A 13,519-nucleotide genomic window follows, 5' to 3' on the forward strand; every position below is an offset into this window, starting at 1 on the left:
GGAGTGATCCATGGCCGCTGGCAGCCTTCTCGCCTTGTTGGACGACATCGCCACCGTCCTCGACGATGTGGCCCTCATGACCAAGGTCGCTGCCAGGAAAAGTGCCGCCATGGCCGACGACGTGTCGGTCATGACCAAGGTGGCGGCACAAAAGACGGCGGGCGTGCTGGGCGACGATCTGGCGCTCAATGCCCAGCAGGTCACCGGCGTGCGCGCCGAGCGCGAAATTCCTGTGGTCTGGGCCGTGGCCAAGGGTTCGCTGGTGAACAAGGCGATTCTGGTACCGGCGGCGCTGCTGATCAGTGCCTTCGCGCCCTGGGCGGTGACACCGCTGCTCATGGTGGGTGGCGCCTTTTTGTGCTTTGAGGGGTTTGAGAAGCTGGCGCACAAGTTTTTGCACAGCACCCAGCACGACGAGGCCGTGCGCGAAAGCCATGCCCAGGCCAATGCCAACCCGGCCGTGGACCTGGTTGCGTTCGAGAAGGACAAGATCAAGGGCGCGGTGCGCACTGATTTCATCCTGTCGGCGGAAATCATTGCCATCACCCTGGGCACGGTGGCCAGTGCGCCGTTTGTGCAACAGGTGGCGGTGCTGGCTGGCATTGCGGTGGTCATGACGATAGGTGTTTATGGCTTCGTGGCGGGCATCGTCAAGCTCGACGACCTGGGGCTGTGGCTCAACAACAAGCCGGGTGCCACGGCCCGTGCGCTGGGCGCGGGCATTGTGCGTGCCGCGCCCTGGTTGATGAAGGCGCTCTCGGTAGCGGGCACGGCGGCCATGTTTCTGGTCGGCGGCGGCATTCTGGTGCACGGTGTTCCGGCGCTGCAACACGCCGTGGAGGGCGTGGGTGTGGCGGCGGCGCTTTGGCCTGTGGGCGGCCTGTGGGCGGTGCTGGTTCCCAACCTGCTCAATGCCGTGATCGGCATCGTGGCGGGCGGCCTGGTGGTGGTGGGCGTGACGCTGGTGAACCGGCTGCGCAAGGGTGCTACAGCCCCTTGATGCCGGGGTGCATGTGCCGCACCACGCTCAGGGTAACTACCAGGATTTTGACCTGAGGCAAGGTTGACCATTTTGCTAACAGGCTCAATTGCGGTACGGGGGTCGTCCCCGTTCAACCGCATCGAGTTCTGTATGAAAAAAAATCTGCTGGCTGTCGCCGTTCTGTGTGCATTGACCTCTGGCGCTGCCTTTGCGCAACAGGTCGAAAGCCCCTGGCTGGTGCGCGTGCGCGCCGTTCATCTGGACAGTGCCAACAAGGACAGCACGGGGCTGGGCCTGTCGATCAACAACAAGACGATTCCTGAATTCGACATCACGTACTTCTTCAACAAGAACGTGGCTGCCGAGCTGGTCCTCACGGTGCCTCAAAAGCACGACGTGCGTTCCAACGGCACCAACATTGGCACCCTCAAGCACCTGCCACCTTCGCTGCTGCTGCAGTACCACTTTGATGCCCCCGGCTTCAAGCCCTATGTGGGCGCTGGTGTCAACTACACGCGCTTTTCCAGCCTGAACCTGCCCGCCGGCGTGGGCATTGACCGCAACAGCTGGGGCGGTGCCCTGCAAGTGGGCGTGGACATCCCACTCAACAAGAACCTGTCGCTGAACTTCGACGTGAAGAAGGTCTACATCAAGACCGATGTGTTTGCGGGCGGCGTCAAGGCAGGTACCTTCAAGGTCGATCCCGTGCTGGTGGGTGTGGGTCTCGGCTGGCGCTTCTGATGCGAAGGCGCTGCCTGCGCGGCGCCTGGCATCACATGACTCCAAGGTGAAAAGGGCTGGCGCCTGCGCCGGCCTTTTTCTTGATGGGGCGATTTTTCCCGGTCATCACCGATGCAGGAGCCGGGTGGCTGTGGGTTCTGATCGCCGAATGCTATACAAACAATAGCTGTTGGCGATTTGTGGGATTGCGCTACAACCAAAAAATCGTGAAATGGCATCAGGCCTTGCAATGCAAAGGCTGGCCGGTACGCTTGCGTGTGGGTGCAATCCTGCGTGGCCTGTCGTTGCAGGCTGTCACCCACGATGAACGCAGTGGGGGTAGCCTGTGGCATCGTTCACACCCCGATGCCCGACGCCCACCGCCATGCACCCCACACACCCTAGCGCTATCACCGAAGGCCTGAACCAGCACCCCGCGCGCATCTCCCCCAAATATTTCTACGATCAGCGCGGCTCGCTGCTGTTCGAGGCCATCACCCGCCTGCCTGAGTACTATCCCACACGCACCGAAAACGCCCTGATGCAGGCGCATGCCGCCGACATGGCCCAGCAGCTGGGCCCTGTGCGCACGGTGATCGAGCCGGGCGCCGGCAACTGCGAGAAGGCCAGCGTGCTGTGCCGCCGGGTGCGCCCCACCTGCTTTGTGGGGGTGGACATTTCGGTGGATTTCCTGCAAACGGCCGTGCAGCGCCTGCGTGCGGACATCCCGGGACTGGACGCGCGGGCGGTGGGCGGCGACATGACCCAGGGCCTTGTGTTACCCGCCGACATTCCCCGAGCGGGGCGCCTGGTGTTCTATCCGGGTTCTTCCATTGGCAACTTCGACCCGCCCCATGCGCTCGATCTGTTGCGCCACATGCGCGCGCTGGTGGACAGCGACGGCGGCTTGCTCATCGGCATTGATCTGCCCAAGGAGGTGGCGGTGCTCGAAGCCGCCTATGACGACGCCGCAGGGGTCACGGCCGCCTTCAACCGCAACGTGCTCACGCACCTGAACCGCCTGATCGGCAGTGACTTTGTGGAAGAGCAGTGGGCCCATCGTGCCTTCTTCAACCGCGAGGCGTCGCGCATCGAGATGCACCTGGAGGCCCTCGCGCCGATTCGCGTGCGCTGGCCGGGCGGCGAGCGCTGCTTTGCGGCCGGCGAGCGCATCCATACCGAAAACAGCTACAAATACCCCCTTGCGGTGTTCACCACCCTGCTGGCCCAGGCGGGTTTTTCGCGTGCGCAGGCATGGACCGATGAACAGGGCTGGTTTGCCGTGGTGCATGCCCGCCCCTGAACCCTCTGCTGGAGCGCTGTCTGGCCATGCATCCCTTGATTTCCCGCTACCTTGACGTTCGCCGCCACACGCTGGGCCTGGCCGAACCCCTGTCGCCCGAAGACTGCGCCGCCCAGTCCATGCCCGACGCCAGCCCGGCCAAATGGCATCTGGCCCACACCACCTGGTTTTTCGAGACCTTTGTGCTGGAGGCGCACGAGAGCGGCTTTGCGCCGTTTGAAGCCGCATTCCGGGTCTTGTTCAACTCGTACTACAACGGTGTGGGCGCCCGGCACCCGCGGCCCCAGCGCGGCCTGCTCACGCGCCCCCCGCTGGCCGAGGTGCTGGCGTACCGGGCTGATGTGGATGCGCGCATGCAGCGCCTGTTGCCCACGCTGGTGCACGACGCAGCCCTGTGCGCGCTGGTGGAACTGGGCCTGCAGCACGAGCAGCAGCACCAGGAGCTGCTGGTGACCGACATCAAGCACCTGCTGTCGTGCAACCCGATGCACCCGGCCTACCGCCCGGCGCAGCCCGTGGCCGTTGAATGCGCAGCCGCACCGCCGCTGGTCTGGCATGCGTGGGCCGGCGGGCTGGCCGAGATCGGCCATGCGGGTGGCGGCTTTGCGTTTGACAACGAGAGCCCGCGCCACCCGGTGTATCTGCAGCCGTACGCGCTGGCATCGCGCCTGGTCACCAATGTCGAGTTTGCTGCGTTTGTGGACGATGGCGGCTATGGCCAACCCGCCCACTGGCTGGCCGAAGGCTGGGACTGGCGCGCAGCCCAGGGGCTGGAGCAGCCCCTGTACTGGCAGCGCGACGGCTCCACCTGGCACGAGTTCACCCTGGCCGGGCTGCGGCCGTTGCAGGGAGCGCAGCCTGTGGTGCACCTGTCGTACTTCGAGGCCGACGCCTATGCGCGCTGGGCGGGTGCCCGCCTGCCCACCGAGGCCGAATGGGAGCACGCCGCAGCGCCGGTGCTTGCCGGCATGGCGGCCAGCGAGGCCCCAGGCAACCTGCTGCACCCCCGCGCTGCGCAGGGCAGGGGCCTGGAGCAGCTGGTGGGCGCGGCGTGGCAATGGACGCAGTCGAGTTACGCGCCATACCCCGGTTTTCGCGCGGCAGAAGGCGCCGTGGGCGAATACAACGGCAAGTTCATGGTGAACCAGTATGTGCTGCGCGGCAGCTCGTGTGCCACACCGCCAGGCCACGCGCGCGCCAGTTACCGCAATTTTTTCCCGGCCACGGCGCGCTGGCAGTTTGCGGGGGTGCGGCTGGCAAAGGACATAGGCTGAGGTGCCTGCAGGGGAGCAACTGCCGCAAGCCGCGGTGCCGGTCTGGATTACGGGGCGGTGCTGCCTTCGGGGGGCTTGCGCGTTCGGCGGGGCCGGGCAGGGGCCTTTTCAGATTTCTGGGGTTTCTTTTCCGCTGCGGCCTGCGGCAATGCGCTGGAAGGCGCTTGCGGCACCGCCTGTGCTTCGGTAGCCGCGGGTGCGGTGGGTTCCGTGGCCGCTTCGGTGGTGGGCGCTGCCGCTTTGCGGGCGCGGCCACGGCCGCGCGCAGGGGCCGCTGGCGGCGCGGGCTCCGCCACTTCGGCGGGCGGCGCTGCGGCAGGTGCTTGCTGCCGGAAATAGCTGGTCATCACGGGCCGCTCTGCCGTCGCGTCGGGCCGCGCCGGGGCGGCGCTGGTGTTGCCCGTGCTGCGAAACACGTAGGCGCCGGATTTTTCGTCGCGGCCAAACTCCAGCAGACCGCGCTGCTGGGCTTCTTCCAGCAGGTTGCCAAAGGCCCGGAAGCCGTAATAGCTTTCGCTGAAATCAGGTTTGCGGCGCTTGATGGCTTCCTTGAGCACGGACGCCCAGATCTTGCCGCTGTCGCCCCGCACGGAGAGCAGGGCGTCAAACGTCTCCACGGCCAGCTCGATGCCCTGGGTGCGGCGCGCCTCCTGCGCTTCCTTGCGGTTGCGCTCCTCCTCGGGCGAGCGCCGGGCCACGGGCGCCGCATCGGACGGCTGGCGCCGCGCCTGCGCGCGCTGGCTCTCGCGCACCAGGTCGTCGTAAAAAATGAACTCGTCGCAGTTGGCGATCAGCAGGTCCGAGGTGGACTGCTTGACGCCCACACCGATGACCTGCTTGGCGTTTTCGCGCAGCTTGGAGACCAACGGAGAAAAGTCCGAATCGCCGCTGATGATGACGAAGGTGTTGACGTGCGACTTGGTGTAGCACAGGTCCAGAGCGTCCACCACGAGGCGGATGTCGGCCGAGTTTTTGCCCGACTGGCGGACATGGGGGATTTCGATCAGCTCGAAATTGGCCTCGTGCATCGTGGCCTTGAAGCCCTTGTAGCGGTCCCAGTCGCAATAGGCTTTCTTGACCACGATGGAGCCCTTGAGCAGCAGGCGTTCGAGCACCGGCTTGATGTCGAACTTGTCGTATTTGGCATCGCGCACTCCCAGTGCGACATTTTCGAAGTCGCAAAACAGTGCCATGCTGATGTTGTCGGTGGGGGATGCCATGGTGATTCCGGTAACGTTGCTGGCTGGATCATCACACGGAAACTGCGACGTACTGCGAACGCCGTAGGCATCTGTCGGGCGGAGCGGTGGACGCGGGCATACTCCCGATCCTTTGTTGCCTTCACGGATTGCTACATGCCCGATTCCCCATCCACTGCGCTGGCTTCCTCCACTCCCACCCGCCGTGGCGTCAGCGCGTGGTGGCGGGCGCTGGCCATTTCCCTGATGGTGGTTCTGCTGATCGCCTGGGCGGCCAGCGCGAGCATGCTCGAACAGCTCAAGGCCCAGATTGCGCACCTGCAGGCCAAGGTGAGCGTGGTGGCCCAGGTGCAGTACCTGTCGGTGCTGCTCGACGGCCAACAGCAGCCGGCCTTGCTGGTCACTGCCGACGTGCAGGGCAGCGTGCTGCAGCTGCAGCGCCTGAACGACGTGCGCGAGGGCCGGGACGACAGCATGCAGCTGTGGGCCCTGGAGGGCGACAAGCCCCCGCGTTCGCTGGGCGTGGTCACCAGCGCCTACCAGACACTGCAACTGACTACTGCCACCGCCGCGCTGGCGGGGGTGCAGGAACTGGCCATCAGCGTGGAAGACAAGGGCGGAGTCGCCGAAGCGCGCGGGCCCCGCTTGCCTTATCTGTTCAAGGGCGCACTGGTCAAGAAAGCCCTCTGAGGTTTGCTATAGAAAATATGGCTAATGGCGCTTGTTGCATAAGCGCCAGAGCCTGAAATGGCGCAATTATTCGCCCACCGCGCAGTGCACCTCGCGCGGTGGGCGCCGTCTTACACCTTCTCCAGCGCCTGCACCAGGTCGGCCTGCAGGTCGTCGATGTGCTCGATGCCCACCGACAGGCGCACCATGTTCTCGCTCACGCCCGCCTTGGCCAGCTCTGCGGGGTTGAGCTGGCGGTGCGTGGTGGAGGCCGGGTGCGTGGCCAGCGACTTGGCATCGCCGATGTTCACCAGGCGTGTGAACAGGCCCAGCGCATCGAGGAAGCGGGCGCCTGCCGCACGCGGGTCGGCGTCACCCGCCTTCAGGCCAAAGCTCAGGATGCCCGAGGCGCGCCCGCCCATCTGGCGCTGCGCCACGGCGTGGTCGGCGTGGTCGGGAAGGCCCGCGTAGCGCACCCATTCCACCTTGGGGTGGCTTTGCAGAAACTTCGCCAGCGCCAGCGTGTTGTCGCAGATGCGGTCCATGCGCAGCGGCAGGGTTTCGATGCCCTGCAGCGTGAGCCAGGCGTTGAACGGCGAGAGCGCTGCGCCCATGTTGCGCAGCGGCACCACGCGCGCGCGGCCGATGAAGGCGGCGGCGCCCAGCGCCTCGGTGTAGACCACACCGTGGTAGCTCACGTCGGGCTCGTTCAGGCGCTTGAAGCGGGCCTTGTGCTGGGCCCAGGGGAACTTGCCGCTGTCCACGATGATGCCGCCGATGCTGTTGCCGTGGCCGTTCATGTACTTGGTGAGGGCGTGCACCACGATGTCGGCGCCGTGCTCGATGGGGCGGCACAGGTAGGGGCTGGGCACGGTGTTGTCCACGATCAGCGGCACGCCATGGTCGTGCGCCACCTTGGCGAGTGCGGCGATGTCGGTCACGTTGCCCAGCGGGTTGCCGATGGATTCACAGAACACCGCCTTGGTGCGTGCGTCGATCAGCTGGGCAAAACTGGCCGGGTCGCGCGGGTCGGCGAAGCGCACCTCGATGCCTTGCTGCGGAAAGGTGTGGGCAAACAGGTTGTAGGTGCCGCCATACAGCGTGCTGGCCGAGACGATGTTGTCGCCGGCCTCGGCAATGGTCTGGATGGCCGCCGTGATGGCCGCCATGCCCGAGGCCAAGGCCAGCGCCGCCACGCCGCCTTCGAGGGCTGCCACGCGCTGCTCCAGCACGTCGGTGGTGGGGTTCATGATGCGTGTATAGATGTTGCCCGGCACCTTCAGGTCGAACAGGTCGGCGCCATGCTGGGCGCTGTCGAATGCATAGGCCACGGTCTGGTACAGCGGCACGGCGGCAGACTTGGTGGTGGAGTCGGGCTGGTAGCCGGCGTGGACGGCCAGGGTTTCGATGTGCATGGGGCGGTCTCTCTGTCGTTGAGTGTTGTCGATGACCCGCAAAGTCGCGGCGCCAGCGCGCATTCTTGCACTGGCCGCTGCCGGGGCCCATCGAATCGTGCGCGATGTGCTTATGGGACTATGGGGCTACGGGGTGGGGTCGTCCATGGCGCTGCCGCCGGCCTTGCGCTGGCGCCGCCAGGCCTTTTCCAGCTCGACCACGCCATACACCACCAGGGCCGCTGCCAGGCAAATGCCCAGTTCGCCCAGGCTCAGGGGCTCGGTCTTGAAGATGGGGTTGAGAAACGGCACGTAGATGGTGGCCATCTGCAGCAGGAACGTGAGCAGCACGGCGTAGAGCAGGGGCCGGTTGCTGGCCAGGCCCAGGCGCCACAGGGGTTCGCTTTCGGAACGGATGGCCATCACATGGGCCATCTGCGCGAGGGTGAGCACGGTGAACACCATGGTCTGCCAGTGCGCATGGCCGGTGTGCAGGGCCCAGGCCTGCACGGCCAGGCACAGGCCGGCGATCAGCAGGCCCATGCCCAGGATGTGCTGCCACATGCCCTGGGCGAACAGGCTCTCATTCGGCGGGCGGGGCGGGCGCTGCATGATGCCGCGCTCGGCGGGCTCGGCCGCCAGGGCCAGGCCGGGCAGGCCGTCGGTCACCAGGTTGACCCACAGGATGTGGATGGGCAGCAGTGGAATGGGCAGCAGCAGCAGGGGCGCGAGAAAGATGGTCCAGATCTCGCCCGAGTTGCCGGTCATGGCGTAGCGCACGAACTTGCGGATGTTGTCGTAGATGCGCCGGCCTTCCTTCACCGCCGCCACGATGGTGGCGAAGTTGTCGTCCAGCAGCACCAGGCTGCTGGCCTCGCGCGCCACGTCGGTGCCGCCCTTGCCCATGGACACGCCGATATCGGCGCGCTTGAGCGCCGGGGCATCGTTCACGCCGTCGCCCGTCATGGCCACGAAATGGCCCTGGGCCTGCAGCGCCTCGACAATGCGGATCTTCTGCGCCGGGTCCACGCGGGCATACACATGCACCTGCTCGACCCTGGCGCGCAGGGCCGCGTCGTCCAGCTGGGCCAGGTCGGCGCCGGTGAGCACGGGCGCGTCGGCGCTTGGCACGATGCCCAGCCGGTGCGCAATGGCGCGTGCGGTGGCGGGGTGGTCGCCCGTGATCATGACGGGCGTGATGCCTGCGCTGATGCAGTCGCGCACGGCGGCCTGCGCCTCGGGGCGTGGTGGGTCGATGAGGGCGATCAGGCCCAGCAGCTCCAGCTGGCTTTCCACGGCGTCGATGTCGTTGGTGTCCGGCAGGCGCGCATGGCGGCGGCGCGCCAGGGCCAGCACGCGCAGGCCCTGGGCGGCCAGCTGGCTGGCGGTGGCCAGCACCGTGTCGCTGTGCAGCGCGGCGGTGCCGTCGGGCGTCCAGTGGGTGGCGCAGCGGGGCAGCACGGATTCGGGGGCGCCCTTGGTGTAAGCCACGAAGCCCTGGGCGTCCCGATGAAACGTCGTCATGCGCTTGCGGTCGGAGTCGAAGGGCTGCTCCTGCACGCGCGGCCAGGCGGTGTCGAGCCGGGCCTTGTCCAGCCCGCCCGCGTGCGCGGCCAGCACCAGCGCGGTCTCGGTGGGGTCGCCTTGCCAGTGGGCGTCGGCGAGGTGGTCGTCACCCGTGGCCTGGCGCGTGGCGTCGTTGCACAGGGCGGCAGCGCGCAGGGCCTCGGCGTGGGCCGGGCCGGGCAGGGGGTCGCCGGGCACCCAGCGCGTGCCGTGGGCCACCAGCAGTTCGGCGTGCATGCGGTTTTGCGTGAGCGTGCCGGTCTTGTCCGAGCAGATGGTGGTGACCGATCCCAGGGTCTCGACCGAGGGCAGGCGCCGCACCAGTGCATTGACGGCCACCATGCGGCGCGCGCCCAGCGCCAGCAGCACCGTGACCACGGCAGGCATGGCCTCGGGGATGGCGGCCACGGCCAGGCTGATCGCGGTGAGGGCCATGAGCAGCGGGGCCTCGCCGCGCAGCACCCCCACCACGAAGATCACGAGGCAGATGCCCAGCACGCCAATGGCCAGCCGCTTTCCAAATGCGGCCAGGCGCAGCTGCAGCGGGGTGCTGCGATCGTCGGTGTCGAGCAGCGTGGCGACCTTGCCCAGCTCGGTGTGCATGCCGGTGGCCACCACCAGCCCGCGCGCCCGGCCGTGGGTGGCGGTGGTGCCCTTGAAGGCCATGTTGGTGCGGTCGCCCAGGGCGCCTGCGTCCTGCGCGGCCAATGCCGCGGTCTGCTTGGCCACGGTGACCGATTCGCCGGTGAGGGCCGATTCGTCCACCTGCAGCTGCGCGATCTCGATCAGGCGCAGGTCGGCCGGTATCTGGTTGCCCGCTTCCAGCAGCACGATGTCGCCGGGTACCAGCACCGTGGCGGGCACCACCTGGATTTCGCCGCCGCGCAGCACGGTGGCGTGCGCCGCGGCCAGCTGGCGCAGTGCCGCCATGGCCTGGTCGGCGCGCCAGGCCTGCACGAAGCCGATGATGGCGTTGAGCACCACGATGACCAGGATGACCAGCGTGTCGGTCAGGTCCCCGATCACGCCGGAGACCGCTGCCGCGGCCAGCAGCACCAGCACCATGAAGTCCTTGAACTGGTCGGCCAGCAGCGCCAGCGGGCTGCGCTGCGCGTGGTTCTGCAATTCGTTGGCACCGTGCTGCATGGCGCGCTGCGTGGCCTCGTCATCGTGCAGGCCGGTATGGGGATTGACGCGGTACACCTGGGCGAGCTCCTGGGCATCACGCAGGTGGGCATTGGCTGGCGGCGGAATGCCGGACGGGAGCGTGGTTTCAGGCGCCATGAAGGAAGACCACGTAGGTGTTGAGAAGATAGACGGCCGCCAAGCCGAGGCTGACAGCGCCCACGGCGCGCAACACCCGGCCACGCGGGCGAAAGAACAGCCCCACCAGTGCAAGCCCGGTCATCACAATGGCTGAACTGGCGGTAACTGCATGGACCAGCGAGACATCTGACAGCAGCACGCCAGGGCGGTAGAAAAAGTCATCCACGGCAACAATGGTCACGTTGAACAGGTTGCTGCCCAGCAGGTTCCCAATGGCCATGTCCAGAGCGCCCAACCGCAGTGCCGACAGCGTGACCGCCAGTTCCGGCAGCGTGGTGGCCATGGCCACGAACAGGCTGCCCACGAAACTGCGATTCCAGCCCATGGTGTTGGCCAGCTCCACGGCGGCGAAGGGCAGCCACAGGCCGGCGCCCACCACCACCGATGCGGCCAGGGTGAAGCGCACCAGGGTGTGGCGCAGCGGCAGTGAGGGAGGGGCATCTGCTGCGGCGGATGTGTCGGGGTGCGAGCGCTCGTAGGCAAACAGGGTTCGCATGGCGATCAGGTACAGCATCAGCATGATGGGTGTCATCAGCCCAACGCTCCATACCGATACCTGGGTGGTGCCCGAGGAAACGGATGGGGGACGGAGTTGACCAATGAGCAGGCCTGTCAGCAAAAATCCCAGCAGCACCACGCCAAAGGCGGCAGCCAGCACATGGCCTTTGCTCGCCCGGCTCCAGACCGCCTCGCGGCGGTAGATGAGGTCGATCAGCACCAGAAAAGCGAGGTTCAGCACGCAACTGCCCAGCGCATTGCCCACCGCCAGGTTGGGCGCCTGGGCCAGGGTCACGCTGGTGATGCCTGTGGCCAGTTCGGGCAATGAGGTGACGCTGGCCACCAGCGTCAGCCCGATCCAGCTCCCGGACAGTCCCGTGTGCTGCGCAATGGCGTCGCCGTAGCGAGAGAGCTGGAAACCCGCAGTTCCGATGAGTGCCGCACAGGCAATGAATTGCAGCCAGGCCCAGACGGGCGCACTCATGAGGCCACGCCCTGGCCAGGGGCGATGGGGGTGGCTGCCGTGATTGGAAATCGCTGGGTCACGGGGCTGTGCATCCTTGTGTCCAGCCTTCCGCAATGTCAGGCGGTGCGCTGGGGGCGGGTGGTGTAAAACTTGACGGGAGACTCGCTCGTCTGCTGCAGCACATGGCGTTTCATGCGGCCTACCACATGCATTTCACAGGGCTTGCAGTCAAAGCGCAAGGTCAGTTTCTCCTTGCCATTGATCAATATCAAGGGTTCGGCCTTGATGGTGCCCTGCACGCCCGTGACGCCCTTGGCCTGCTTGGGGCACAGGCTCATCGAGAAGCGCACGCAGTGCTTGGTGATCATGAGGCTGACTTCGCCTTCTTCTTCATGTGCCTCGTAGGCCGCGTCGATCACCCTCACGCCATGGCGTACATAGAAGTCGTGCGCCTTGTGGTTGAACACGTTACCCAGAAAGCTCAGCGTGTCGTCGGGGTAGGGCGCTGGCGGCTCGACCGGTGTGGCGCGCGGCAGGCGCACAAAACCCTTGGCGCGCGCTGCTTCCAGCTGTTCCAGTGCTTCGCGGCGCAAGGAGTTGAGCGCCGAGGCGGGTACGAACCAGGGCTGCGAGAGCTGCAGCGCAATGTCGTTCACCGCAAAAATGCTGGCGCCAAACCGACCGATCTGCTCGCGCAGCGATGCCTCGGCCTTGGCGGTATCGGTGGCGCTCTGGTGTGCGTGTGCCACGCGCGCGCTGCCGGTGTAGCCGTCTTCGTCGGTCAGCGTGAGGGCCAAGCCATCGGGTGCTTCGGCCAGTTGCACCCACAGGCCGATGCGCCGGTCGCTGGACTTTTTCTCCAGCGTGCGCACCCAGTCCATGTCGCGGTTGCGGTTGACTTCGGTGCCCTTGCGCAGATCCTTGAAGCCCTCCATCGGGTCCTTGGGGTACACGCGCCACTGGCCGACGCTGCGGGCCGACACCGGCTCGGCCCGGTTGATGGCCATGCCGATCAGTTCCTTGTGCAGGTCGTAGTAGCACAGGCCGTCGCCGTTGTGCAGCACGGTGGCGGGGTCGCTCACCTCCAGCTCGACAAAGTCGGGGCCGAGCTTGGTCACCCAGCCAATCGCCTGGCCGGGGTTCTTGGGGCTGTCGAAGGCGCCGATGTCGTCCTTGCGGCCGGTCACGAAGTAGTCGGTGAACTCGCGGTTGAAGTTCTGCAGCGGGTCGGGCGTGAAGGTGAAGCGGGTGCGTCCGCTGGACGAGCGCGCCAGCGGATGGCCCGAGGCCTCGCGCTCCTCCAGGATCTCGTCGATGAGCGTGCGGTAGTGGGCTGTGATGTTCTTCACATAGCCCATGTCCTTGTAGCGCCCTTCGATCTTGAAGCTGCGCACGCCCGCGTCGATCAGCGCGCGCAGGTTGTCGCTCTGGTTGTTGTCCTTCATGCTCAGCACGTGCTTGTCGTGCGCGATGAAGCGGCCCTGGGCGTCGGTCACCTGGTAGGGCAGGCGGCAGGCCTGGCTGCAGTCGCCCCGGTTGGCACTGCGGCCGGTTTGCGCATGGCTGATGTTGCACTGGCCGCTGTAGGCCACGCACAGCGCGCCGTGGATGAAGAACTCGATGTTGGCGCGGCCCGGCGCATCCACCGGGCCCAGGGCCTGGTGCACCGCGGCGATCTGCTGCACGGTCAGCTCGCGTGCCAGCACCAGTTGCGACAGGCCCGCGTCCTGCAGGAAACGCGCCTTCTCGGGCGTGCGGATGTCGGTCTGGGTGCTGGCGTGCAGCTGGATGGGCGGCAGGTCGATTTCCAGCAGGCCCATGTCCTGGATGATGAGCGCATCGGCCCCGGCGTTGTATACCTGCCAGGCCATCTGGCGGGCGGCTTCGAGCTCGTCGTCGCGCAGGATGGTGTTGAGCGTGATGAAGATGCGGCTGTTGAAGCGGTGGGCGTGTGCGATCAGGCGCTCCAGATCGCGGATGTCGTTGCCCGCACCGGCCCGGGCGCCAAAGGCAGGGCCGCCGATGTACACGGCATCGGCGCCGTGGTTGACGGCCTCGATGCCGATGGCGGCATCGCGGGCAGGGGAGAGCAACTCGATCTGGTGGGGCAGCAAAGACATGG

9 protein-coding genes and 1 pseudogene are annotated in these 13,519 nt (G+C 66.6%); 5 read left to right on the plus strand and 5 right to left on the minus strand.

Annotation, left to right across the window (positions count from 1 at the left end; all coding sequences use genetic code 11):
• The first annotated feature begins 10 nt into the window (after positions 1-10).
• The 4 genes from BLW02_RS01360 to egtB all read left to right on the plus strand — a co-directional run bounded on the left by BLW02_RS01360 (position 11) and on the right by egtB (position 4,279).
• The gene (locus BLW02_RS01360) at positions 11-1,000 is read left to right on the plus strand and encodes a DUF808 domain-containing protein (protein WP_092696654.1); all 990 of its coding nucleotides are present in this window, start codon (positions 11-13) and stop codon (positions 998-1,000) included.
• Positions 1,001-1,132: 132 nt separating this feature from the next.
• Positions 1,133-1,723: an OmpW/AlkL family protein gene (locus tag BLW02_RS01365; RefSeq protein WP_092696655.1), complete on the plus strand. Its 591-nt coding sequence runs from the start codon at positions 1,133-1,135 to the stop codon at positions 1,721-1,723.
• Between the two features lie 364 nt (positions 1,724-2,087).
• Positions 2,088-3,005, plus strand: coding sequence for an L-histidine N(alpha)-methyltransferase (gene egtD, locus BLW02_RS01370; RefSeq protein WP_092696656.1), 918 nt, complete (start codon positions 2,088-2,090; stop codon positions 3,003-3,005).
• 26 nt (positions 3,006-3,031) lie between these two features.
• Positions 3,032-4,279: an ergothioneine biosynthesis protein EgtB gene (egtB, locus tag BLW02_RS01375; protein WP_092696657.1), complete on the plus strand. Its 1,248-nt coding sequence runs from the start codon at positions 3,032-3,034 to the stop codon at positions 4,277-4,279.
• A 401-nt stretch (positions 4,280-4,680) separates the two neighbouring features.
• On the opposite strand, the pseudogene BLW02_RS01380 reads toward egtB, so the two are convergent.
• Positions 4,681-5,499: pseudogene (locus BLW02_RS01380) on the minus strand (NYN domain-containing protein); the annotation flags it as partial.
• Between the two features lie 135 nt (positions 5,500-5,634).
• On the opposite strand from BLW02_RS01380, the gene BLW02_RS01385 reads away from it, so the two are divergent.
• Positions 5,635-6,168 carry an anti-sigma factor gene (locus tag BLW02_RS01385; RefSeq protein WP_092696659.1) on the plus strand — a complete coding sequence of 178 codons (534 nt, stop codon included), beginning with the start codon at positions 5,635-5,637 and terminating at the stop codon, positions 6,166-6,168.
• Between the two features lie 110 nt (positions 6,169-6,278).
• Here the strand turns inward: BLW02_RS01385 and BLW02_RS01390 are convergent, their stop codons facing one another.
• From BLW02_RS01390 to BLW02_RS01405, 4 genes are all read right to left on the minus strand, one after another.
• Positions 6,279-7,562, minus strand: coding sequence for an O-acetylhomoserine aminocarboxypropyltransferase/cysteine synthase family protein (locus BLW02_RS01390; RefSeq protein WP_092696660.1), 1,284 nt, complete (start codon positions 7,560-7,562; stop codon positions 6,279-6,281).
• 126 nt (positions 7,563-7,688) lie between these two features.
• Complete coding sequence (locus BLW02_RS01395) at positions 7,689-10,391, minus strand: cation-translocating P-type ATPase (protein ID WP_092696661.1); 2,703 nt, start codon at positions 10,389-10,391, stop codon at positions 7,689-7,691.
• Positions 10,381-11,415, minus strand: a complete 1,035-nt coding sequence (locus tag BLW02_RS01400; RefSeq protein WP_092696662.1) for a sodium:calcium antiporter — start codon at positions 11,413-11,415, stop codon at positions 10,381-10,383. Before BLW02_RS01400 ends, BLW02_RS01395 begins: the two co-directional genes overlap by 11 nt.
• Positions 11,416-11,513: 98 nt before the next feature.
• Positions 11,514-13,517 (minus strand): peptidase U32 family protein, encoded by a 2,004-nt coding sequence (locus BLW02_RS01405; RefSeq protein WP_092696663.1) that lies wholly within the window; start codon positions 13,515-13,517, stop codon positions 11,514-11,516.
• Positions 13,518-13,519: the final 2 nt, after the last annotated feature.

It is taken from the genome of Acidovorax soli (assembly GCF_900107605.1).
Lineage (GTDB): Bacteria > Pseudomonadota > Gammaproteobacteria > Burkholderiales > Burkholderiaceae_C > Acidovorax > Acidovorax soli.

Excerpts from the sequence above, each read along its gene's own strand:
- egtD (WP_092696656.1), top strand. The coding sequence starts at position 2,088 with ATGCACCCCACACACCCTAGCGCTATCACCGAAGGCCTGAACCAGCAC.
- BLW02_RS01390 (WP_092696660.1), bottom strand. The coding sequence starts at position 7,562 with ATGCACATCGAAACCCTGGCCGTCCACGCCGGCTACCAGCCCGACTCC.
- BLW02_RS01365 (WP_092696655.1), top strand. The coding sequence starts at position 1,133 with ATGAAAAAAAATCTGCTGGCTGTCGCCGTTCTGTGTGCATTGACCTCT.
- BLW02_RS01385 (WP_092696659.1), top strand. The coding sequence starts at position 5,635 with ATGCCCGATTCCCCATCCACTGCGCTGGCTTCCTCCACTCCCACCCGC.
- BLW02_RS01395 (WP_092696661.1), bottom strand. The coding sequence starts at position 10,391 with ATGGCGCCTGAAACCACGCTCCCGTCCGGCATTCCGCCGCCAGCCAAT.
- BLW02_RS01360 (WP_092696654.1), top strand. The coding sequence starts at position 11 with ATGGCCGCTGGCAGCCTTCTCGCCTTGTTGGACGACATCGCCACCGTC.
- egtB (WP_092696657.1), top strand. The coding sequence starts at position 3,032 with ATGCATCCCTTGATTTCCCGCTACCTTGACGTTCGCCGCCACACGCTG.
- BLW02_RS01400 (WP_092696662.1), bottom strand. The coding sequence starts at position 11,415 with ATGAGTGCGCCCGTCTGGGCCTGGCTGCAATTCATTGCCTGTGCGGCA.
- BLW02_RS01405 (WP_092696663.1), bottom strand. The coding sequence starts at position 13,517 with ATGTCTTTGCTGCCCCACCAGATCGAGTTGCTCTCCCCTGCCCGCGAT.